Annotated in this window: 27 protein-coding genes; 12 read left to right on the top strand and 15 right to left on the bottom strand. The window is 71.6% G+C overall.

Translation table 11 applies throughout. The annotated features are described in order from the left end of the window. Positions 1-41: 41 nt before the first annotated feature. The gene (locus ABZS51_RS38220) at positions 42-494 is read left to right on the top strand and encodes a sulfite exporter TauE/SafE family protein (RefSeq protein ID WP_355451913.1); all 453 of its coding nucleotides are present in this window, start codon (positions 42-44) and stop codon (positions 492-494) included. 68 nt (positions 495-562) lie between these two features. After that, positions 563-1,621, top strand: coding sequence for a PHB depolymerase family esterase (locus ABZS51_RS38215; protein WP_355451910.1), 1,059 nt, complete (start codon positions 563-565; stop codon positions 1,619-1,621). On the opposite strand, the gene ABZS51_RS38210 is transcribed toward ABZS51_RS38215, so the two are convergent. Then, positions 1,584-2,840, bottom strand: a complete 1,257-nt coding sequence (locus ABZS51_RS38210; protein WP_355451907.1) for an alpha/beta hydrolase — start codon at positions 2,838-2,840, stop codon at positions 1,584-1,586. The two genes, ABZS51_RS38215 and ABZS51_RS38210, sit on opposite strands and share 38 nt — an antisense overlap. Before the next feature lie 99 nt (positions 2,841-2,939). Between ABZS51_RS38210 and ABZS51_RS38205 the strand changes: the two genes are divergently transcribed. Next, entirely contained in the window at positions 2,940-3,827 is an 888-nt protein-coding gene (locus tag ABZS51_RS38205) for a LysR substrate-binding domain-containing protein (RefSeq protein ID WP_355451904.1), read from the top strand. On the opposite strand, the gene ABZS51_RS38200 is transcribed toward ABZS51_RS38205, so the two are convergent. After that, a complete protein-coding gene (locus ABZS51_RS38200; RefSeq protein WP_355451901.1) occupies positions 3,824-4,063 on the bottom strand; it encodes a hypothetical protein in 240 nt (79 codons plus the stop codon). The genes ABZS51_RS38205 and ABZS51_RS38200 overlap by 4 nt on opposite strands. Here ABZS51_RS38200 and ABZS51_RS38195 point away from each other — a divergent pair. Next, positions 4,062-5,501, top strand: a complete 1,440-nt coding sequence (locus ABZS51_RS38195; RefSeq protein ID WP_355451898.1) for a serine hydrolase domain-containing protein — start codon at positions 4,062-4,064, stop codon at positions 5,499-5,501. The two genes, ABZS51_RS38200 and ABZS51_RS38195, sit on opposite strands and share 2 nt — an antisense overlap. A 16-nt stretch (positions 5,502-5,517) precedes the next feature. Here ABZS51_RS38195 and ABZS51_RS38190 read toward each other — a convergent pair whose 3' ends face one another. Next, on the bottom strand, positions 5,518-6,372 hold the full coding sequence (locus ABZS51_RS38190; protein WP_355451895.1) for a LysR family transcriptional regulator: 855 nt from the start codon (positions 6,370-6,372) through the stop codon (positions 5,518-5,520). A 70-nt stretch (positions 6,373-6,442) separates the two neighbouring features. Here ABZS51_RS38190 and ABZS51_RS38185 point away from each other — a divergent pair, with 70 nt between their 5' ends. From ABZS51_RS38185 to ABZS51_RS38170, 4 genes are all read left to right on the top strand, one after another. Further along, complete coding sequence (locus ABZS51_RS38185; protein ID WP_355451893.1) at positions 6,443-7,183, top strand: hypothetical protein; 741 nt, start codon at positions 6,443-6,445, stop codon at positions 7,181-7,183. A 180-nt stretch (positions 7,184-7,363) separates the two neighbouring features. Further along, complete coding sequence (locus ABZS51_RS38180; RefSeq protein WP_355451890.1) at positions 7,364-8,356, top strand: zinc-binding dehydrogenase; 993 nt, start codon at positions 7,364-7,366, stop codon at positions 8,354-8,356. 70 nt (positions 8,357-8,426) lie between these two features. Continuing rightward, positions 8,427-8,768: an EthD family reductase gene (locus tag ABZS51_RS38175; protein WP_355451887.1), complete on the top strand. Its 342-nt coding sequence runs from the start codon at positions 8,427-8,429 to the stop codon at positions 8,766-8,768. Between the two features lie 48 nt (positions 8,769-8,816). Then, on the top strand, positions 8,817-9,812 hold the full coding sequence (locus ABZS51_RS38170) for an RNA polymerase subunit sigma-70 (protein ID WP_355451883.1): 996 nt from the start codon (positions 8,817-8,819) through the stop codon (positions 9,810-9,812). A 58-nt stretch (positions 9,813-9,870) separates the two neighbouring features. On the opposite strand, the gene ABZS51_RS38165 is transcribed toward ABZS51_RS38170, so the two are convergent. The 3 genes from ABZS51_RS38165 to ABZS51_RS38155 all read right to left on the bottom strand — a co-directional run bounded on the left by ABZS51_RS38165 (position 9,871) and on the right by ABZS51_RS38155 (position 12,397). Beyond that, a complete protein-coding gene (locus ABZS51_RS38165) occupies positions 9,871-10,506 on the bottom strand; it encodes a TetR/AcrR family transcriptional regulator (RefSeq protein WP_355451880.1) in 636 nt (211 codons plus the stop codon). A 476-nt stretch (positions 10,507-10,982) separates the two neighbouring features. Beyond that, on the bottom strand, positions 10,983-11,696 hold the full coding sequence (locus tag ABZS51_RS38160; protein WP_355451878.1) for a recombinase family protein: 714 nt from the start codon (positions 11,694-11,696) through the stop codon (positions 10,983-10,985). Positions 11,697-11,887: 191 nt separating this feature from the next. After that, on the bottom strand, positions 11,888-12,397 hold the full coding sequence (locus ABZS51_RS38155) for a MarR family winged helix-turn-helix transcriptional regulator (RefSeq protein WP_355451875.1): 510 nt from the start codon (positions 12,395-12,397) through the stop codon (positions 11,888-11,890). 96 nt (positions 12,398-12,493) lie between these two features. On the opposite strand from ABZS51_RS38155, the gene ABZS51_RS38150 reads away from it, so the two are divergent. Further along, positions 12,494-13,159: an NAD(P)H-dependent oxidoreductase gene (locus ABZS51_RS38150; protein ID WP_355451872.1), complete on the top strand. Its 666-nt coding sequence runs from the start codon at positions 12,494-12,496 to the stop codon at positions 13,157-13,159. A 52-nt stretch (positions 13,160-13,211) separates the two neighbouring features. Continuing rightward, the gene (locus ABZS51_RS38145; RefSeq protein ID WP_355451869.1) at positions 13,212-14,000 is read left to right on the top strand and encodes an SDR family NAD(P)-dependent oxidoreductase; all 789 of its coding nucleotides are present in this window, start codon (positions 13,212-13,214) and stop codon (positions 13,998-14,000) included. 219 nt (positions 14,001-14,219) lie between these two features. Here the strand turns inward: ABZS51_RS38145 and ABZS51_RS38140 are convergent, their stop codons facing one another. From ABZS51_RS38140 to ABZS51_RS38130, 3 genes are all read right to left on the bottom strand, one after another. After that, positions 14,220-14,627 (bottom strand): Tn3 family transposase, encoded by a 408-nt coding sequence (locus ABZS51_RS38140; RefSeq protein WP_355451866.1) that lies wholly within the window; start codon positions 14,625-14,627, stop codon positions 14,220-14,222. After that, positions 14,572-14,907 carry a hypothetical protein gene (locus tag ABZS51_RS38135; protein ID WP_355451863.1) on the bottom strand — a complete coding sequence of 112 codons (336 nt, stop codon included), beginning with the start codon at positions 14,905-14,907 and terminating at the stop codon, positions 14,572-14,574. Before ABZS51_RS38135 ends, ABZS51_RS38140 begins: the two co-directional genes overlap by 56 nt. 151 nt (positions 14,908-15,058) lie before the next feature. Next, complete coding sequence (locus tag ABZS51_RS38130) at positions 15,059-15,775, bottom strand: TetR/AcrR family transcriptional regulator (RefSeq protein WP_355451860.1); 717 nt, start codon at positions 15,773-15,775, stop codon at positions 15,059-15,061. Positions 15,776-15,861: 86 nt separating this feature from the next. On the opposite strand from ABZS51_RS38130, the gene ABZS51_RS38125 reads away from it, so the two are divergent. Both ABZS51_RS38125 and ABZS51_RS38120 read left to right on the top strand, forming a co-directional pair. Next, positions 15,862-16,563, top strand: coding sequence for an NAD(P)H-binding protein (locus tag ABZS51_RS38125; RefSeq protein ID WP_355451857.1), 702 nt, complete (start codon positions 15,862-15,864; stop codon positions 16,561-16,563). Positions 16,564-16,599: 36 nt separating this feature from the next. Then, positions 16,600-16,962 carry a nuclear transport factor 2 family protein gene (locus ABZS51_RS38120; protein WP_355451854.1) on the top strand — a complete coding sequence of 121 codons (363 nt, stop codon included), beginning with the start codon at positions 16,600-16,602 and terminating at the stop codon, positions 16,960-16,962. A gap of 255 nt (positions 16,963-17,217) precedes the next feature. Here the strand turns inward: ABZS51_RS38120 and ABZS51_RS38115 are convergent, their stop codons facing one another. The 6 genes from ABZS51_RS38115 to ABZS51_RS38090 all read right to left on the bottom strand — a co-directional run. Further along, positions 17,218-17,676, bottom strand: coding sequence for a hypothetical protein (locus ABZS51_RS38115; RefSeq protein WP_355451851.1), 459 nt, complete (start codon positions 17,674-17,676; stop codon positions 17,218-17,220). Positions 17,677-17,804: 128 nt separating this feature from the next. Next, the gene (locus tag ABZS51_RS38110) at positions 17,805-18,098 is read right to left on the bottom strand and encodes a DUF6204 family protein (RefSeq protein WP_355451848.1); all 294 of its coding nucleotides are present in this window, start codon (positions 18,096-18,098) and stop codon (positions 17,805-17,807) included. Next, a complete protein-coding gene (locus tag ABZS51_RS38105; protein WP_355451845.1) occupies positions 18,086-18,757 on the bottom strand; it encodes a TetR/AcrR family transcriptional regulator in 672 nt (223 codons plus the stop codon). Before ABZS51_RS38105 ends, ABZS51_RS38110 begins: the two co-directional genes overlap by 13 nt. Positions 18,758-18,824: 67 nt before the next feature. Beyond that, positions 18,825-19,340 (bottom strand): DinB family protein, encoded by a 516-nt coding sequence (locus tag ABZS51_RS38100; RefSeq protein WP_355451842.1) that lies wholly within the window; start codon positions 19,338-19,340, stop codon positions 18,825-18,827. Between the two features lie 10 nt (positions 19,341-19,350). After that, on the bottom strand, positions 19,351-19,824 hold the full coding sequence (locus ABZS51_RS38095; RefSeq protein WP_355451839.1) for a hypothetical protein: 474 nt from the start codon (positions 19,822-19,824) through the stop codon (positions 19,351-19,353). 541 nt (positions 19,825-20,365) lie between these two features. After that, positions 20,366-20,603, bottom strand: a 238-nt coding sequence (locus ABZS51_RS38090; RefSeq protein ID WP_355451836.1) for a hypothetical protein, incomplete at its 5' end; no start/stop codon positions are given.

Here is a 20,603-nt window from a genome sequence, read left to right as displayed (position 1 = left end):
ACGACGGGGATGTTGATGAGGAAGACCGAGCCCCACCAGAAATGGTTCAGCAGCCAGCCGCCCAGGACCGGACCGATGGGAAAGGCCAGCAGCGATTCCACGAACGGCGCCGCCGCGGCCGCCGGCCGGGCGCGGGCGCCGTGGCGCTGCCTGGCGTGCTGCTGGTGATGTCGGTGTACAACGGCTACTTCGGCGCCGGGTCCGGCGTCATGATCCTCGCCCTGCTGCTGATCACCGCCGAGCCGCGGCTGCCCACCGCCAACGCCCTGAAGAACATGTTGATCGGCGCTTCCGCGCTCGTCTCGGCCGCGGCGTTCACCGTGTTCGGGGCCGTGGAGTGGGCGGCCGTCGTGCCGCTGGGGGCGGGCATGTTCGCCGGCGCCACCCTCGGCCCGCGCCTGGCCCGGCGGTTGCCGGCCGCTGTCGTGCGCCGGTTGGCGGCCCTGGTCGGCCTGGTCCTGGCGGTCCGGCTGTGGATCGAGGCGAACGGCTGAGTGTCGCCACCCCAGCCTTACGCGTGGCGTGGGGGCCGGGGTGGCAGGATCACGAGGAGGGGGGTGTCATGGACGCAGATCCTGGCAGGCGGCGCTCGCGGGCCGGCCGTCTGCGGCGGTTCGGCAGCGCGCTGCTGTGCGGGGCGCTGCTGGTGGCGGCGGGGTGTTCGGGCGGCGGCGGTGACCCGTCCGCGTCGCCCTCCCCCTCGCGCACGTCCCCCACTCCGTCGTCCTCGCCGTCGTTGTCCGCCGCCGCCTCCCCCGGGGTGAGCGCGACGGCCGGCGGCGGGTGCGCGGGCGGCGGGCCCGCGCTGCGCCAGGGCCGCAACACCATCGACTACGGCGGGCTGCGGCGCGTGTACCTGCTGGCGCTGCCGCGCGGGCGCGGCCCCCACCCCGTCCTGCTCGACCTGCACGGCCTGGGCTCCGACGCCGCCCAGCAGGCCGCCTACAGCCGCCTGCCCCGCGAGGGGGCCAGGCGCGGCTACCTCGTCATCACCCCGCAGACCGCCGAGGGGCGGATCGGCTGGACGCTGCCGCACGCCTACGGACCCGACGACACCGGCTTCCTGACGGCGTTGCTGGAGCGGGTGGAGCGGGGGGCGTGCGTGGACCGGCGCCGGGTGTTCGCGGCCGGGATGTCGTTCGGCGCCGGCATGTCCGCCGCGCTGGCCTGCGCCATGAACGGCCGGCTGGCCGGGGTCGCGGCGGTGGCCGGGCTGAGCATCGTGCCGCCGTGCGAGCGTCCCGCGCCCCTGACCCTGCTGGCCTTCCACGGCACCGCCGACCAGGTCGTCCCCTACGAGGGCGGCCATCCGTTCCAGAACTCCTCCGAGCGGCGCGGCCTGGCGCGGCTGGTGGTGCTGCCCCCGGTGCAGGACAGCGCGAAGGGATGGGCGCGGGCGCTGGGCTGCACCGGCGACGTCGTCTCGGCGCCGGCGCCGGGGGTGCGGCTGCGCCGCTGGACGGGCTGTCGCGGCGGCGCGTCGGTGCGGCTGTACACGTTGCGCGGCGCCGGTCACACCTGGCCGGGGCCGATCGAGGTGCGGCGGCTCGGCTCGACCAGCCGGGAGCTGGACGCCACCAAGGTCATTCTGGACGTGTTCGACGCCGCTGCGCCGCGTTGACCGCGGCGTCGGGGATCAACGGAAGTCCCGTCGGCCGGGGTCCCGGCTGGCCGGCCACGGCTCTTCTTTCCCGTGTTCTCACCCAGGCGGTGAAGCCCTCGATGGCGTCGACGACCGCCTCGAAGCGGACCGAGTGGTACAGGTCGAAGGCGTGGTTGCCGCCGCGTAGTTCGGCGTAGACGACGGGGGCGGCCGAGGTCTGGCGTAGCCGGTCGGCGAAGTGCCGGGCATCGGCCGCGGGCACCTGCGGGTCCAGGTCGCCGTGGGCCACGAGGAACGGCGGTGCGTCCGGTGTGATGTGGGCCAGCGGCGAGGATTCGGGTCCCTGGCCGAAGTAGGTGCCGTACCAGCCGTTCAGGTAGATGGCGCCGGTCACGGTGGTGTCGGCGTCCTCGAAGCCCGGCTGGAAGGCGGGATCGTTCTGGGTGAGCGCGGCCAGCGCCGCCATGTGCCCGCCCGCCGAGCTGCCCGCGACGAACACCGTCGAGGGGTCGGCGCCGTACTCGTGGGCGTGCTCGCGCACCCAGGCGATGATCTTCTTGAGGTCGATCAGGTGGTCCGGGTGCTGAGCCTGGGGCCGTAGCCGGTAGTTGGCGCTGATGCACACCCATCCCCGGCCGGCGAGGTGGTAGAGCAGGGGAAGCGACTGGCTGTTCTTGTGGCCGCCGGAGTAGCCGCCGCCGTGCAGGTGGATCATCACGGGTGCGCCTTGCGGGCGCGAGCGGTGGTGGTAGAGGTCGAGCAGGTTTCGGCGGCCCGCGTCGCCGTAGGAGAGGTTGGCCACGCGCCGGACATCCAGCCGGCGCTTGACGATGGGCAGCAGCAGGATGCGGGCCCACGGGCGACGACGCCGCAGTCCAGCGCCGAGGTCGGCGTCGATGGCGGCACGCCAGTCGGCGCCCAGCCCTTCTGTCATGGCGCGCTCGATCCTGCCCCGCTCGCCCAGCCCGCGGTAGGCGATGACTGCGAGCCCGATCGCGGTCACGGCGGCCACGGCGACGATCGCCCAGCCGCCCGCCGAGTCGATGTCACCATCGGTGATCGCCAGCGCCGTCGGGAACAGCAGCATCCACAACAAGGCCGCGAACGGCAGCTCGTTGGCGGCCAGGCCGAAGTAGTAGCTCGTACGGCCGAGCGGGCGTGAGAACGGCACCGGCCGCAGTGCGAACAGCGTGCCGACAGCGGCGAGCGCCACAGGGAACAGATACCCGAAGGGCACGAAACCTCCAACGATTGAATTCTCGTGGATGACTCTAGAAGGTCCCCTATATGCTGTCCAAGACCGGTTTCTCCATATCTTCATAGCTGTAGAGGCATAATGGATCTGCTGTCGCTGCGCTACTTCCAGGCTGTGGCGCGCCATGAGCACATCAGCAGGGCGGCCGAGGAACTCCGCGTCGCGCAGCCCTCGCTCAGCCGGACCATCGCGCGCCTGGAGTCCGACCTGGGCGTGCCCCTGTTCGACAGGCACGGCAGGCGGATCCGCCTCAACCGGTTCGGCGCCGCATTCCTGCGCCGGGTGAACAGGGCCCTGGCCGAGCTGGACGACGCCAGGCGCGAACTCGCCGACGCCGCCGGGCTGGCCCGCGGCAGCGTCTCGCTCGCCTCGGAGACGCTGCTCACGGTCACCGAACCGGTCAAGAGCTTCATCGCCGAGCATCCAGGCATCGCCGTACGTCTCTTCCAGGCGAACCCGGAGGTCATGACGGAGCGGCTGAGCGAGGGACAGGTCGACTTCTGCCTGGCCTCCGAGGTGCTCGACGGGCCGGGGCTCGTCCATGAGGAACTCCTGCGCGAGGAGATCCTGCTCGCCGTGCCGCTCGGGCACCGGCTCGCCGGCCGGCGGGAGGTGGCCATGGCCGACCTCGCGGGCGAACCCGTCGTCACCACCCGGCCGGGGATCTGGCAGCGCACGCTGGCCGAGCGGCTTTTCTCCGAGGCCGGGCTGGAACTGGTGGTCGCCTGCGAGATCGACGAGGCCACCACGGCCATCGAGATGGTCAGCGCCGGGCTCGGAGTGGGGTTCGGCCCCGCCTGGTACCTCCGCTCGCCGCTGGCGGCCTCGCGGGCGCCGTTCTCGCCCGTACCGCTGGCCGCTCCCGGCGCCGAGCGGGTCCTTTGGCTGGTCTGGCGGGAGGGGGCCTACGTGTCCGAGGCGGCCCGCCGCTTCCGCGACCACCTGACCGCCTCACTGATCACGACCTAGGCCTTTGATGTGCGGCGATACCTGACCCGGCCGGCCAGGTGCTCAGCCTTGGCCTCCTCGCGCGGACCGGCCTCGCTCTCCAGCGCCCGCCACATCGCCACCGGCGTCCAGGTCGGCGCCGACCTGTCGGCACACGGCGGACGGTATCCGCCGGCCGGCCGGCTCAGGCGGAGGTGATCGGGGCCTGGGCTGATCTCCTTCCGGGCGGCGGACCGGCCGGTAGGGTGGACGGTCATGGACGACACGCTCGGTCTTTCGGCCCACCCCTCGGCGGACGACCACACCGGCTCCGGACATGGGGCGGCCGGATCGGCGGTGGGATCGGCGGCCGGGCGGGCGTTGCTGCGGCGTCTGGCCGAGGACCAGTCCCGCAACCGGGTGCCGTCGATCGTGGCGGCCATCGTCCGCGACGGCCGGACGGCCTGGTTCGGGGCGCGCGGCCGCATCGACGGCGAGAGCCCCATCAACAGCGGTGGAGAGGGTTCGCCGCCCACCGACGCGACCCAGTACCGGCTGGGGTCGATCACCAAGTCGCTGGTGGCCGTGGCCGTCATGCGGCTGCGCGACGAGGGGCGCCTGGACCTGCTCGACCCCGTCGGCAAGCACGTGCCCGAGGCGCCGATCGGTGAGGTGACGATCGCGCAGCTGCTGTCGCACACCGGCGGGCTGAGCGCCGAGCCGCCCACCGCCTGGTGGGAGCGCACCCCCGGCCTGCCGCCGGAGGCGCTGCTGGGCCGGCTGTCGGCCGGCGACCTCAAGCACCGGCCCGGCCGCCGCTACCACTACAGCAACGTCGGCTACGCGCTGCTGGGCGAGCTGGTCGCCCGGCTGCGCGGCGTCCCGTGGCTGCGGGCCGTACAGGAGGAGATCCTGACGCCGCTGGGCATGGAGGCCACCACCGCCCGGCCGAGGAAGCCGCACGCCACCGGCTACGCCGTCCACCCGTACGCCGACGTGCTGCTGCGTGAGCCGGAGCACGACGCCGGGGCGATGGGGCCGGCCGGGCAGCTGTGGTCGTCGGCCGCCGACCTGGCCAGGTGGGCGGCGTTCGTGGCCGGCGACACCGGCGGCGTGCTGGCGCCCGCCACGCTGGCGGAGATGCGCGAGCCGGCCACCGTCGACGACGGCGACGCCTGGAGCAGCGGTTACGGCCTGGGCCTGCAACTGACCCGGCACGCCGGGCGGCGCCTGGCCGGGCACACCGGGTCGATGCCCGGGTTCCTGGCCACGGTGTGGGCCGACCCGGCCGAGCGGGTCGGCGTGCTGTACCTGGCCAACGTCACCTCCGGCGTGAGCCGGTCGCTGCCGCTGGACCTGCTGGACATCCTGGCCGAGCACGAGCCGCGGCTGCCGCGGGAATGGCGTGCCTGCCCCGCCGAGCCGGAGCTGCTGGCGCTGACCGGGGTGTGGCATTGGGGGCCGTCCCCGTACGTGCTGCGGCTGCTGCCGGGACGGATGCTGTCGCTGGCGCCGATGAACGGGCCCGGCAGGGCCTCGCGGTTCGCGCCGCGCGAGGACGGCACGTGGGTGGGGCTGGAGGGCTACTACGCGGGTGAGACGCTGCGGGTCGCGCCCGACCACCTCGACCTCAACACCTTCGTCTTCACCCGCGTCCCCTACGACCCGGACGCGCCCGTTCCCGGCGGGGTGGACGGCTGGCACGGGCGCGGCTGAGCTGTCGCGGGGACCCTCAGGGGGACAGGGCGGCCGCCAGGCGGGCCGCCGGTCCCGGCGGCAGGGCCGGGTGCAGCAGCTCCACCCGGTGCACCAGCCGGGGGGCCGCCAGCGGCACGCCCGGCCCCGCCGAGGCGGGCAGCAGCGTCAGGCCGTGCCCGGCGGCCACCAGGTTGCGCACGGTCTGCACGTCGTCGCCCCGGTAGTCCAGCGCGGCCCGGAAACCGTCGCCCACCAGATCCCGTAGCCGCCGCAGCGGGCACAACGGCGTGGCCAGCCAGCGGGCGTCGATCAGGTCGGCCAGCCGCAGCCCCGCCCGGCCCGCCAGCGGATGGCCGGGCGGCAGCGCCACCACCAGCTCCTCATCCGACACCCCGACCGTCGTCATGGGGCCCGCCTCCGGCAGGCGCAGCGGGTCGTTGGGGGCGGTGATGCCGTCGGTGAGCCCCAGATCGGCCTCGCCCGCCGCGACCTGGGCCGCCACCTGCTCGCGGCCCACGGTGCGCAGCCGCACCCGCAGGCGCGGCTGCTCGGCGCGGGCCCGCGCCAGCCGCGCGGCCAGCACCGGGTTGAGGGCCAGCGGCGCCACGGCCAGGGTGAGCCGGTGGGCGGGCAGCGCGGCGGTGCGCAGCACGTCGGCGCGGGCGGCGCGCAGGCGCAGCAGCAGCGGGCCGGCGTGCTCCAGCAGCCGCGCGCCCGCCTCGGTCGGCTCGACGGGGCGGCGCCGCAGCAGGGGCAGCCCCAGATCCGCCTCCAGGGCGGCGATCTGCTGGGAGACGGCGGACTGGGTGTAGCCGAGGCGTTCGGCGGCGGCGGAGAAGGAGCCGGCCTCGGCCACGGCCACGAACGTGCGCAACAGATGAGGGTCCATCAGTGATGCTTATAGCAGGTGCAGACATCATCGTTGGCGCTGGAGCAGGGCGGCGGGCCACGATGACGGCATGAGAATCGCCCTGGTCGGTGACCGCTCCCCCGGTGTCCGCGCCCACACCCGCGTCCCGCTGCTGCTGGAGGCGCTGCGCGAGCGCGACGGCGTCGCGCTGGACGCCTACTGGATTCCCACGCCCGACGCCCGTGACCTGGAGGCCTTCGACGGCATCTGGGTCGTGCCCGGCAGCCCGTACCTCAGCGAGGAGGGGGCCGTCGGCGCGGCGCGCACCGCCCGCGAGCACGGCATCCCCTTCCTGGGGACGTGCGGCGGGTTCCAGCACATGCTGCTGGAGTACGCGCGCGGCGTGTGCGGGCTGCGGGTGGCCCACGCCGAGAACACCCCGGCCGCCGCCGCGGACGAGGAGGATGTGCTGATCATGCCGCTGCGGTGCTCGCTGGCCGGGCACGAGGGCGTGGTGCGGCTGGCGCCGGGCTCGCTGATCGAGCAGATCATGGGCGCGTCCTCGACCGTCGAGGCCTACAGCTGCTCCTACGGGCTCAGCGAGCGCTACGAGCGCGTGCTGAGTGAGCACGGGCTGGTCTTCTCCGGCCATGCCGGCGACGGCGACCGGGGCGGGGACGGGCTCAACGGGATGGCGCGGGTCGCCGAGCTGCCCGGGCATCCGTTCTTCCTGGGCACGCTGTTCCAGCCGGAGCTGGCCGGCGACGGGCGGCGCCCGCACCCGGTGATCTCCGCGTTCGCGGCGGCCGTCGCGGCCCGCTCCGTTTCGCGGGCCGGCGCGCGGCGGTAGCCGGTGGCGGGGCGGGCCGGGGGCGGTTGTCCTTGCCGTCCAGCCACAGCGTGCCGGACTCCTCGCGCGGTGATGCCGATTCCTTTTGTGGTGGCCGCGGTCTACATGGTGGGAGGCGCGGCCCGCGTGACGGGCCGGTCGGTCTCCCTCATGTACGCCGAGAAAGAAGGCTGATCGCCAATGAGCATTCCCGCGACCATGCGCGCGCTGCAGCAGACTTCCCTCAACGGCCCGCAGGACATGCGTCTGATCACCGGCGCGCCGGTGCCGAGCCCCGGCCAGGGCGAGGTCCTGATCCGCGTCACCGCAGCCGGGGTCAACTTCGCCGACATCTCCAAGGCCCACGGCACCTTCCTGGACGGGCCGCGGCCACCGTACCTGGCGGGTTTCGAGGCCGCCGGTGAGGTCGTCGCGGTGGGCGAGGCGGTGACCGGCCCGCAACCGGGGGCGCGCGTCGTCGGCGTCGGAACCGGCGCTTTCGCCGAGTACATGGTGCTGCCCGCGGCTGGGGCGGTACCGGTGCCCGCGGGCTGGACGGAGCAGCAGGCGCTGGGGCTGGTCGTGAACTGGCCCACCGCGCTGGCCGCGCTCAAGCCTCTGGGCGGCATCGCTGCCGGGCATGTTGTGCTGATCCACGCCGCGGCGGGCGCGACGGGCCAGGCCGCGGTGAGAATGGCCAAGCACTACGGTGCGACGGTCATCGCCACCGCCTCGCCGGGCAAGCACGAGACGGTGCTGGCGCTGGGAGCCGACCACGTTCTCGACTCTGTCGGCGGTGACCTCGTCGCCGAGGTGAAGGAGCTGACCGGCGGGTCCGGCGTCGATGTGGTCCTGGAGTCGGCCGGTGGCGCCAGCTTCGCCGCCGGCCTGGCTGCGGCCAAGCGGGTCACCGGCCGGGTCATCGTCTACGGCGTGGCGGGCGGTGAAGCCCCGATCACCAACTGGGAGCTGGTGTACAAGCACCAGATCCACCTCATCGGCCTCAACATCGGCGTGCTGATCCAGGCCGCGCCGCAGATCTTCGGCGAGCTGATGGGTGAGTTGTCCGCGCTGATCGCGGCCGGCGTGCTCGCCCCCGGCATGCCGACCGTGTACGAGCTGGCCGACGGCCCGAAAGCGCTGGCGGAGCTGGAGGCCAGGGCCACCGTCGGCAAACTCGCCCTGCTGCCCTAGACAAGCCCCCGAGTAGTTCAGAGCCGGTGGCGCCGCACACCGGAGGTTCCCATGACAGGAGTGGAAACAGATGACCGCAACCGTGGACCCGGCCGCTGAGCAGAGGGCGCGCTTCGTCGTGATGTACGACACCCCGTGCGACGTCGACGCGTTCGAACGTCACTACGGCGAGGTCCACATCCCGCTGGCGAAACAGTATCCGGGCCTGCGTCGTTACACGCGCAGTCATCACCCGGCGGCCGTGATCGGCGAGCCGTGCTACATGGTCGTGATGCTGGACTGGGATGACATGGCTGCGCTGGAAGCCGCGCTCGGGTCCGAGGCCGGCCGGCGCGCCGCCGAGGATGCGGCGGCGAACCTGGCCCGCTACGCGACCTTCCGCGCGATGATCCTGCAGCTCGACGAGGTCTGATCGGTACATGAATCACACCCCTGGGCGCTGCGGTACTAGGCTCCCGGCGTGACATCGGATCGGCCTGCGGCACCGGATCAGGACCGGTTCACCGCCGAGACTGAGCGGTTCCGCCGGGAGCTGCTGGCGCACTGCTACCGCATGGTCGGCTCGGCGCACGAAGCCGAGGACTTGGTGCAGGAGAGCTATCTGCGGGCGTGGCGGTCCTACTCCGGCTTCGAGGGCCGGGCGTCGATGCGGTCCTGGCTCTACAAGATCGCCACCAACGTCTGCCTGACGGCGTTGAAGCCGCGCCCGGTCCGGGTGCTGCCCTCGGGTCTGGCAGGCCCGTACGAGGGGCCCGATCGCCCGCCGAGTCCCGTTGCGGCGGGCGAGGTGTCGTGGCTGGAACCGCTGCCGCAGGCGTGGATCGCTCCGCCCGCCGACGATCCGGCTGCGGTGGTGGTCCAACGCGAGTCGCTGCGGCTGGCGCTCATCGCCGGCCTGCAGCATTTGCCCTCCCGCCAGCGTGCGATCCGCATCCTGCGGGAGGTGCTGGCGTTCTCGACGGCCGAGACCGCGGAGATCCTCGGCACCACGACGGCGGCGGTCAAGAGCGGTCTGCAGCGCGCCCGTGCCCGGCTGGACGAAGTGGAGCCCGAGCCCGAGGAGCTGCTCGAACCAGCCGACCAGCGGGCACGCGCGCTGCTCGACGGCTACATCGCGGCCTTCGAGCGCTCCGATGCCGGCCTGCTGGAGGAGGTACTGCGCGCGGACGCCACCCTGGAGGCGACGCCGTTCCGCGAATGGCAGGCGGGCCGGGCGATGTGCATCCACATGCTCGGCACGTACGTGTTGGGCACACCGGGTGACTGGCGGATGATCGCCACCGCAGCCAACGGCCAGCCCGCCGCCGTCGTGTACCACCGGGATGGGGACGGCGTGCTCCGAGCCGACGGCGTCGTGCTGCTGGCCCCCACCGCCACCGGCGTCTCCCGCGTGATCAAGTTCCACGATCCCGCGCTGGTCGCGACGTTCGGCTTTCCGGACGTGCTCGCGCACTGACCCGGCTACCGGCGGCGACGCCGTCGGTGTCCCATCGACGGTGCCCCCGCCTGTGCTTTTACGCCGGTGTCAGGCGTACGCCGCCGAGGACGAGGGCGAGCAGCCGGTCGGCTTGAGCGGCGCCGTCGGGTTCGTCCTCGACGGTCAGGCAGATGGCGTTGACCAGCCTGAGCAGCTCGGTGATGGAGACGTCGGCGCGGACGGTGCCGGCCTGGCGGGCGCGGGTGAGCACCTCCTGACCGGCGTCCACGATCATCGTGTGGCAGGTGGCGCCGAGGACGGGATCGCCGTCGTGGTCGCTGCCCTGGTCGCTGTCGTGGGCGGCGTGCAGCAGTGAGGCGGCCAGGCCCCGGTTGGTGACGACGTGCGTGGCGACGGCGTGCAGCCAGCTGACCAGGGCCTGTCCCGGGTCGGGGTCGCCGGCCAGGTCGCGGGCGGCGGCGCACAGGGCGTCGACCTTGTCGCGGAAGAGCGCCTCCAGCAGCCGCTGCCGGGAGGGGAAGTGCCGGTGCAGGGTCGCCGAGCCGACGCCGGCGCGGCGGGCGATCTCCTCCAAGGACGCCTCGGCTCCGTGCTCGGCGACGGCCGAGGCGGCCGCGGCCAGGATGCGGTCGTAATTGCGGCGGGCGTCGGCGCGCCTGGGCCGGCCGGGCGGCGCCGGGCTGCGGCTGTCGTCAGGCATGGTGGCGGGCATGTCGTCTCCGGCGCGCTGAACGTAAACGGGGTGGCCCTCCGTATCGTACTCGATCGTGGCGGTGCACCGGCGGGTGGCCTCCCACCGCCGGTCACGGCCGGGCTCGGTGGCGAGGCAGAGCCATCGGGGGCACATCCCCGATGCCGAGATCGGCCTCGGCGACGATACCGAGCGCGTCGATCAGCTCGTGGGTGCCGGCCGGTGTGATCGGCAGGGATGACAGGAGCGTGATGCGGCGCCGCGCCGTGGCTGCGGCGGCGAACGTGTCGCCGGCCCAGCTCTGGGCGCCGGTGAGCGCGTCGAGTGCGGCCGACCGGGCGATCGGGTCGCCGGTTCGGCGGGCCAGCTCGACCGCCCGCTCGGCTCGGGCGATCGTCTGCGGTACGGCGTTGCCGGGCGGGCCCTGGGCGGCGCCGAACGCGGGGTGCCGTTAACTAACGTGACACCAGCCGCCAAATAGGCCCTGTGCTGCGGAATCAGCTTCCCGCTTCCAGCTCGGCTCGTGTCGGTTGTTCGATGGCAGGGCGGCCTGTCGTGAGGTCGGGCACGTACTTGTAGATGGTCGAGCGGCTGACGCCGAGCAGTCGGGCGATGGAGGAGACGGTGTTCTCCGGGCGGGTGAGCAGGTCGCGGGCGTGCCGGATCTGCTCGGGGGTCATCGCCGGCGGACGGCCCAGGCGCTGCCCACGGGCGCGGGCGGCTTCCAGGCCTTCGCGGGTGCCTTCGACGATGAGTTCGCGGATGAACTCTGCCAGGGCGGCGAAGACGTGGAAGACGAGCCGGCCGCCGGGGGTGGTGGTGTCGAGTGCTTCGTGCAGGGAGCGGAAGCCGATGCCGCGCTTGCGCAGGCTGGCCACGATGGAGATGAGGTCCTGCAGGGAGCGGCCCAGCCGGTCCAGGGAGGGCACCACGAGGGTGTTGCCGGGCCGCAGGTAGTCCAGAGCTTTCCAGAGTTCTTCGCGCTCGGCGGTCTTACCGGACTTCTTGTCGGCGAAGATGCGGATGCAGCCCGCCGTGGTGAGGGCGGTCATCTGGCGGTCCAGGAGCTGACCGGCGGTGGAGACACGGGCGTAGCCGACCAGCGCGCCGGACAGTACCGCTGGTTCGGCCTGCAGCGGGTCGTCGCCGAGCGATCCGTCCAGCAGCGGACCTTCTGGAAGCGCGACGTTCTTGGCCGCGGTGTTCACCATGAGCGGCCGCCGGGGGCCAGCATGGTGACGGTCACCGTGAGCGACTCGCCAGGAGAGGTCTGGCTGCCGCGACCATGGGCGGCCTGGGTGACCATCCATCGGCCGATGCAACCTTGGCAGAACCGGCGAGGTGGGCGGCCCGGCGAACGGTTCTCAACATGATCAACAAGGTGCTGGGACTTCAGGGGCAGTCAGGCCGGGTCGGGTGCGCAGGCGGTTTCGGGTAGCCGTCCGTCCTCAACTCTTGCGATGGGCTCGCCGACGAGATGTTGCAGCGCGCTCTGCAGTGCGGTCCGCGCTGAGGGGGCGAGGTCGGCCAGGAGCTGGTTCTCGATCGTCTCGATGTCGGCGCGGGCGGCCTTGAGGGCGCGGTCGCCTTCGGGGGTGGCCTCGATGATGCGGGCCCTGCGGTCGGCGGGGTCCGGGCGGCGGCGCACCAGGCCGGCGTCTTCCAGCTCGTCGAGGATGAGGACCAGCTTGCTCTTGTCGACCGACACGGCCTGGGCCAGGGCTAGCTGGGTGCGGGCGGGGGCTTCGACGACGGCCATCAGCACCGTGTAGCCCCACAGGGTCATGCCGTGCTCGCGCACCGCGGCGGTCTCGGCGGTGGCCAGGCCTTGCTTCAGTCGTGCGAACAGCCAGTGCAGGTCCTGGTGCAGCCCGCTGCCGGGCGGGCCTTCGGATGCGGGAGCGTTGGCCATGCTTGCCATGATAGCAAGCCAAGATGTTCTTGACTCACAACTATCTTGCTCTATATTGATTTTGATTACAGACCATCTTGAATGTGAGGCAATCTGGTGGCGCATCTTCTGCATCTGGACGCCAGTGGACGCAGCGAGTCGTTCTCCCGCAGGCTCGGCGAGACCTTCGTGGCCGACTGGCGGACCACCCACCCGGACGGCGTCTACACCTACCGCGACCTGGTGGCGGACCCGGTGCCGCCCATCGACGAGGCCCGGGTCCACCTCGCCACCCAGTCATCGGTGAACGAGGTGCGCGACATTGAGACCATGGACCAGGTGGCCGCCGGCGCCCCCGAGCTGGCCAGGAGCTGGGCAGCCACCCGCCCGCTGGTGGAGCAGCTCCTCGCGGCCGACGTCCTGCTCCTGGGCGTGCCGATGTACAACTTCACGGTGCCCGCCGCGTTCAAGGCGTGGATCGACCGCGTGACGCTGCCCTGGCTGCCGCTCAAGGGGAAGTCAGCCGTGGTGCTGAGCGCGCGCGGCGGCGCTTACGGGCCGGGCACCCCCCGCGAGCAGTTCGACTTCCAGGAGCCCTACCTGCGCTCCTACTTCTCCGTGCTCGGATTGGACGACGTGGAGTTCGTCCATGCCGAACTCACCCACGCCACGGTCATGCCCTTCCTCGCGCAGTTCCGCGACCAGCACGAGGCCTCTCACACCGCGGCGCTCGACGCGGTGCACAGCCTGGCGACCCGGGTGCGCGCCGAGATGCCGTCCTGACCACCATTCCCAAGCCCGTTAGCGAAGCGAAGACAGAAGGACACCCCACACGATGAACACCGATCTCAGCGGCCGCGTGGTCCTGATCACCGGCGCGTCGACCGGCATCGGCGCGGCGACCGCCCGCGCCTACGGACGCGAAGGCGCCCGCGTGGCGATCACCTACCGCAACCACCCCGACAGCGCCGAGAAAGTGGCCGCCGACGTCGAGGCCGTCGGCGGGCAGGCGCACATCGTCCGACTCGACCTCGAAGACCTGCCCACCATAGACCGCGCCGTCGCGAGCGTCGTTGAGCGCTGGGGCGGGATCGACGTTCTCGTCGCCAATGCCGTGCGCTGGGGCGGCGACGGCCCGCCCGACCCGAGCCTGCGGTTCGAGGACGTGCCGCTGCAGGAGTGGGACGCCATGATCGGCGCCAACTTGATCGGAACAGCGGCGACGGTCCGTGCCGTCCTGCCCAGTATGCGCGCCAAGGGCTGGGGCCGGGTCGTGCTGATCTCCTCGAGCGTCGCGGAGGAAGGCCTGCCCGGGCCGGGCCCTTACGGCACTGCCAAATCGGGCCTGTACGGGCTCGCCCGCAGCCTGGCCTGGAACGGCGGCCGGGACGGGATCCTGGTCAACGTCGTGGCGCCCGGCTTCACCCTCACCGACAGCCGCCCCGACATCCCGGCGTTCGTCACCGACGCCCTCGCCGCCGCCACCCCCACCCACAGGCTCTCCACCTCCGACGACGTGGCCAATCTCATCGTCTTTCTGGGCTCGGGAGCCAACGGCAACCTCACCGGCGAGGTGATCCGGGACGGCTCCGCCGCGGCTCGAGCACCGCACATCGGCGGATAGCGGGCCCACCCCGCAACCACATCAATGCGCTCCCCACCCCTGGCGGGTGGGGAGCGGTACCAGCTCACCACGGACCGACTATCCGGGTACACCCCAACCCTCGCGGGACCAGCAGTCGCATCCGGTACCGGCGACGGTCACGCGCCGAGAGAACTGAAGCCTCAAACTCCCACGCTGCGCCTGGATACAGGCGCTGGTAGATCTTCTACTGAGGGCCACTCAGGCGCCGCTGAGCGAGCCGAGAGTGCCGATGCTCAACCGGGCGCTCAGATCGAGGCGCACCTCGCCGTAGGGGCGGACGTGCAGCCAAAACAGCGGAGTTAGTCCGCGCCGGTCGACCGGGGTGAGCAGGGCGGACCACTCGGGATCGGCGAGAACGTCTTGAATCATCAGGACATTCACCATGACGAGCGAGGCTTGCAAGATCCGAAGACACAGGGCCGTCATCTCCACCTCATCGCGCCGATTGGTGGAGATCTCGCCGCCGCGGCCGTAGCAGATCACCGAGTTGGCGCGATTCCACGCCTCGACCACGTTCAGCCCTTCCTCGATCTCCCGCTGAAGGTCGCGGTCATATAAGTAACGGGCGACGAACGTGGTGCGCGCCGCCCGGCCGATCTCCAGCATCGCCTGATAGGCCGGATGCGCGGCGGTGCGGGGCGCGGCGCAGGCGGTAGATGTCATCACCGATCGTCCGGCAGTCTGCGACGGCCGCGGCCTGCCGGAGCATCGCCGCGGAGGCGGTGGGGTCGGTCGCGAGCTCGGCCGCCTGCTCATAGTGCCGCTGGGACTCTCCGGCGAGGTCGCGGGTGAAGGTCAGCTCCGCCAGGTGGCGGGCCAGCTCGTGGGCGTCCGTGCGCTGCTCCGGCTGGTCGGCTGCCCACACCAGGGCCGCCGAGCTGGTCATCCCCACCGGCAAGTACAGGGGCCGGCACCCGTCCGTGGCCGGCGTCTACCGCGTGCTCGCGGACGGGGAGGCAGTTGCGGGTGTGCAGTGAAAGCGTTGTCTCAGGCGCTGGTCGCCGGGCTGCGAATGGCTCCGGCGGTGCTGAGGGCTGTCATCTCTCGGACTCGATGCCCAGTGACCGGACGAGCTGGGTCAGTTCTTCTTGGAAAAGCTTGTCGGGATTGATCGTCTGGGTGTGCAGGTGTCCGTAGATTTCCAGCGACACCAGACCATGCAGGTGGCCCCAGATGCGCAGGGCAAGTGCCACGCCGGCCGGCGGCAGGTCGGGAAACGCGGGACGGACCTTGCCGAGAAGCCCGTCGTCGAAGTCGGACCACTGGAAGTCGCTGTGCGTGTAGAGATGTTCGGCGTGCGGCCAGGCGGCGTCCGCGAGGGCGGCGATGCCCGTGCAGACCCGATGCGCGGCGTCTGGGGCGGCGCCGCCCTCGGGTGCCTGGTAGCCGGGCACGGGGTCGCCATAGATGAGGCGAAATCCCTCGGGATTGGTGAGAGCCCAGTCCCGGAAGGCTCGCGCCCACGTCTGGATCCGGCTGGCTGGATGCGCAGCAGCAGCTTCAGCCCATGCGGAATCCACGGCGTCGGCCAGCGCGGTGTACACCTCGTTGATCAGCATGGTGACCAGATCGTCGCGGGTGGCGAAGTAGCCGTAGATCGCGTTAGCGGTCATGCCCATGTCGCGAGCGATGGCCCGCAGCGTGATTGCGTCGGGTCCGCCCGTGGCCATCAGCTTGAGCGCGACCTGCTTGATCTCCGCTGTCGTCTCGGCCCGCAGCCGTTCGCGACGTCCTCCCGTGCTTCCCACAGCCATCACTCTACAGTGTCACTGGTCTGGTTGGCGTACAAAAACTTCACGCCGTATAGTTCCCTCACGCCACACAGCGAACAGGGAGACCCATGCACATCGGAATCATCGGAGCCACCGGCGGCATCGGAAGCCGTGTCGTGACTGAAGCCCTCCTCCGAGGACATCACGTCACAGCGCTCACCCGCGACGCCACCCGGATCGACGAAGAGCGAGAGAACATCGTCTGGAAGACCGTCGACGTCCTCGACGCCGAAAGCATCGCCGCAGTCCTGCCTGGGCTGGACGTCCTGATCAGCGGATACCAGCCCGGCAACGCCGCCCAGGACTTCGACGACACCGTGTCCCGCTCGATCACCGACCCCACGGTCTACGCCACCGCCGCCCGGGCGCTGATCAAGGCGCTGGAGAGCCACCCCCGGACCCGGCTGATCGTGATCGGCGGCGCCGGCAGTCTGGAGATCGAGCCCGGCCTCACGCGAGCAGACTCCGACGAACTCCTGCACCAGAGCCTCGACCAGCTGGGATTGCCACGAGAGTACGCGGCCGCCGTGCGCGGGCACCGGGACGCCCTGAACGTCCTGCGCACGTCCAACCGGCTCTGGACCTACTTCAGCCCGGCGGAGGAGATCGCCCCCGGCCGGCGCACCGGCCGGTTCCGCATCGGTGGCGACCAGCCGGTCGTCGACGCCGACGGACGCAGCCGCATCTCCTCCGAGGACGCCGCCATCGCCCTCATCGACGAGGCGGAACTCCCTCGCTTCGTCCAGCGACGCTTCACCATCGGCTACTGAACCGCCGTCCCCTTGGCAGACACCTAGGAGATCACCATGAGTGACACCATCGACGACATCGTCCATACCTATTTCGCAGCATGGAACGACCTGGATCGCGGCCACCGCAACGCCACCATCGAGGCGATCTTCACGGAGAACGCCACCGTCATCGACCCCGACTGGACGGCCGAAGGCCGCAACAACATCGCAGCCGCCATAGGCCATGCACGTGAGGAGAAACTCGGCAACCTTATGCTCACGGTGACCAAGGTGATCAGTGCCCACCATGATCTGGCCCTGTTCTCCTGGCACCTCGTCCAGCCTGATGCCTCCACCGCGGCTCCTCTGGCCACCGGTTACGGAGTCATGAGCATGGAGGAAGGAAGGATAGACCGTGCCTACAACTTCTTCGGCTGAGTGCGGAAACGTCTTGCCTGCGACCTGCTGCTGAACCTCGCCACAGCCGGCGCGGCGGACACACTGTCCGCCGCGCTGTCGCAACTGAGCGGTTACCTGGAGCGCTACTTCGGGGCTCGTCGCATAACCCGAGTGCAGGGCCGTTTCAGTGGACGATGAGGCGCTGCAGGGCGTCTTGCCCCTCGGAGGAAATCCGAGCCGGCGTGGAGTCGAGGTAGCCCTGTTCCTCGAGGCGGTCGGCGACGAAAGGGGCGTTCACACCTCGGCGGCGCCGTCGGCGGCTCTGGCCGTCGCGGCGGCGTACTCCTCGGCGGTCATGCCGAGGCGAGGGTCGTGCCGGTGCAGGTCGTGCTGGTCGTCGGCCCAGCGCTGGTACTCCCGGCGGACGGTGCGCTCGTCGGAGTCGACGACGCGGGCGATCTCGGCCCAGGTGACGCCGGCCAGCAGCGCGTGATGCACGTTGGCGGGATGGCGTACGGTGCGCGCGATGCACTCCGCCAGCGCCAGCAGCTCGATGTGCTCGGCCGCGGTGAGCGCGGGCCGGTCCTCGGCGCCGTGCCGGGCGGGGTCATAGACGCCGCGGGCCACCAGCTCCGCCCGGGCGCGAGCCGACGCGTGCCTGGCGGCCAGCGTGTTGTAGCGCTCCAGCTGCTGACTGACCGGCATGTCGTAGCGAGCGTCGCGCCAGGTCGTGTGCTGCTCAGGGGTGGTCATGACGGCTTCTCCAAGGCGGGGACGGCTCACCACTCTAACGATCATCCAGGGTGCCGGGCATGGCGTTCCCGAGCCGCGTGCAGGGCAGTGCCGGTGCCAGGCCCTGCACGCGGCATCGGAGGGGGCTGTCAGGCGGGACGGCGGCGGCGGATCTTGATGTCGCGCATGTCGGTCACGGCCGTGCGCAGCACCCGGTAGGCGTGGCCGTGCGCGTCCAGCGCCGCCAGGGCTCCGCGCGTCGCCTCCGCCTCGCCGTCGCCCTGTCCCGCCGGAACCTGGCAGCGGAAGGTGAACGCCGACAGGCTCTCGTCGAAGGTGAACGAGCCCGCCTCGGTGAAGGCCGCCCCGCCCGCCTCCCGCACCGCGGCCCGGCTCGCCTCGTCCAGCCCGTCGAACGCGCCGGAGATCGTCACCCTGAACATGTCCCGTCCTCTCCTGCGGCATCACCGCGTCGTACGGCATAGCCGAGCATCCGCTCGCCCAGCACCTCTTCGGCCGCGTCGAGCAGCCCCAGCACGGCCCGCGCGATGTCGTCGGGATCCTCGCCCGCGGCGGTACGCCCGCCGATCTCGGAGAACACCAGCGCGTGCAGGCAGCCCACATGCCAGGCCACCACGCGCGGCAGCGGATCGTCCGGCGCGGCCCCCGTCTCCTGCGCCAGGCACGCCGCCAGCTCATCGGTCATCTGCCGGCCCAGATCCTCCAGGCGCGCCGTCAGCGTCGGGGCGGCCCGCATCATCTCCAGCACGCGGCCGAAGCCCGCCGTCAGCCCCAGCCGCCGCTCCCGCCGGCGCACCTCCTCACGCAGGTGCTCCAGCACGGCACGTACGGCCGGCTGACCCGGCGGGCGGCCCCGCACCATGTCGGCCAGCCGCTGCGGCGAGGCCTCCTCCGGCGGCAGGACCAGGTCCTCCTTGGCGCCGAAGTAGTTGTAGACGGTGTTGACCGACACCTCGGCCGCCTCCGCGACCTCGGCCATCGTCACGTGGTCGAACCCGCGCTCCACGAACAGAGCGGTGGCCACCTCGGAGATGCGCTGCCGCGTCTGCCGCTTCTTGCGTTCCCGCAGACCTTCTGCCATGCCCAGAAGAGTAACGGACTCCAAGCATCAACTCCAAACCAATTTTGGAGTACGTTGCAGTTTTCGGCTAGTAGTAGCCGGTGCTGCCGTCGAGCAACTCCCGGATCACGTCGAGATGACCGGCGTGGCGGCCCGTCTCCTCCACCATGTGGATCAGCATCCAGCGCAACGACGCCGCGGCCGACCGGAAGTCCGGATGCCGGCCCACCTCCTCCAGGCCGTGCGCGGCGACGATCTCGTTGGAGACGGCGCACTGGTGCGCGTACTCCTCCAGCAGCCGCGCCAGCGGAACGCCCTCCACCCGCATGTCGGCGTCCTCGACCGTCTCGTCGAACGGCGGCCCCTGCGCGGGCTTGCCCAGGAACAGCACCTCGAACCAGGTGTACTCCACCCAGCGCAGGTGCGACACGACGCCGGCCATGGTCATCAGCGGCGAGCCCGGCAGCACCGGCCGGTGCGCGTCCTGTTCCGACAGGCCCTCGCACTTCCAGTGGACGATGGCTCGCTGCATGTCGAGCCAGCCCACGAGCTGGGTCCGCTCATCGGCGACGAAGGGCGGGCGAAGGCGTTCTGGGGACTTCATGGACGGGACGCTAGTTGAGCCGGCCCGGCTCACGCACCGCGTTTTCCGCCCGGCGGCCGGGCTCGGGCTGCTCCTCGGCGACGGCCTCGCGGATCCAGGCGGCCAGCGCCCGGCCCAGCAGCGAGCGGTGCCCCGCCGCCCCGGCCACCTCCTCACCCGCCAGCGCCAGCGTCACGGTCCGCGTCACCTGCGCGGCCACCACGCACGTGGTGGTGGCGACGCCGAGCACCACCCACAGGCTGTAGCCCTGCGGCAGCAGCACCACCACGAACGTCACATACGTGACCAGCACGCCGACGAACACCACCGCCCACAGCGCGGCCTGCTCCCCCGGCGACCGTTCCTCTCGGCGCCGTCCCCCGGCCAGGGCGCGCCCCCGGCCCCGGCGCGCGGCGAACCTGCCGCGGCCCTCCCGCGCGGGCGGCTCCGGTGCGGATGGTCCCTGTACGGATCGTCCCTGTGCGGGCACGGTGGATGTGGCCATAACGCTGCCCTCCCGGCGTTCAGCTTTTCCCTCGACCGAGTCTTGCACCCCGCCCTGTCACCCGCCACGAACCCGGATCGGCCCTTTCTCCGGAAATGCCGGCGGTGGGTGGCGACAATGCGCGGCCGGCCGTGAATTCCTTTCTCATTCTCAGGCGATTGACGCGGGATGCTGAGGACGCTTTTCGCAGGGAAACGGCCGCCCTTCGGCGTCATGTCGTCATCCATGCCGCCGACCTGGGGATTTGCTGGATATCGCGGCATTTGTCCCGATGGTTAACCGGGCCGAAAGCCACGAAGCGGCGTATGGCCGGACGGCGCCCACCCGAACCCCGGAAACGCAGACGGGGCCGGACGGAGGGCGACAACACCGGATCCGGGCGGAGTGGGCGGCGGCTCATTCACCGGACACGTTCGCGAGAATTCACCACCGGCGATTCCCGGTAAATGGATGTGTCATTCTCGCCGCGTCGTCCGGCGTGTCGCGTCCACCTTCCGACACCATTCTTCACTCTGTGTAGTCGTACAATGACGTGATGTGATTATCTGATCGTTCCCAGGTCGACATAGGCGTGGCAGGACTGCCACAGGAAACCGTCCCAGCTCATGTTCTCGTCGCACCACCGCCGCGCCTCCTGCTCCTTGGCGCCGTCCGGCCGTACGGGGAAGCCCGGCGCGGAGGGGCGGCCCCCGGTCGTCGCTCCGGGGGTGCGCCGGCGGCCGGTGCCGCCACGGGCGTGGCCGTCGCGCTCCCCCGCGGCCTCGCCCGTCCGGCGCGGC

Source organism: Nonomuraea sp. NPDC005501 (assembly GCF_040605905.1).
GTDB lineage: Bacteria > Actinomycetota > Actinomycetes > Streptosporangiales > Streptosporangiaceae > Nonomuraea.
Note: the sequence above shows the minus strand (reverse complement) of the source record. Positions and strands in the feature narration are given on the sequence as shown.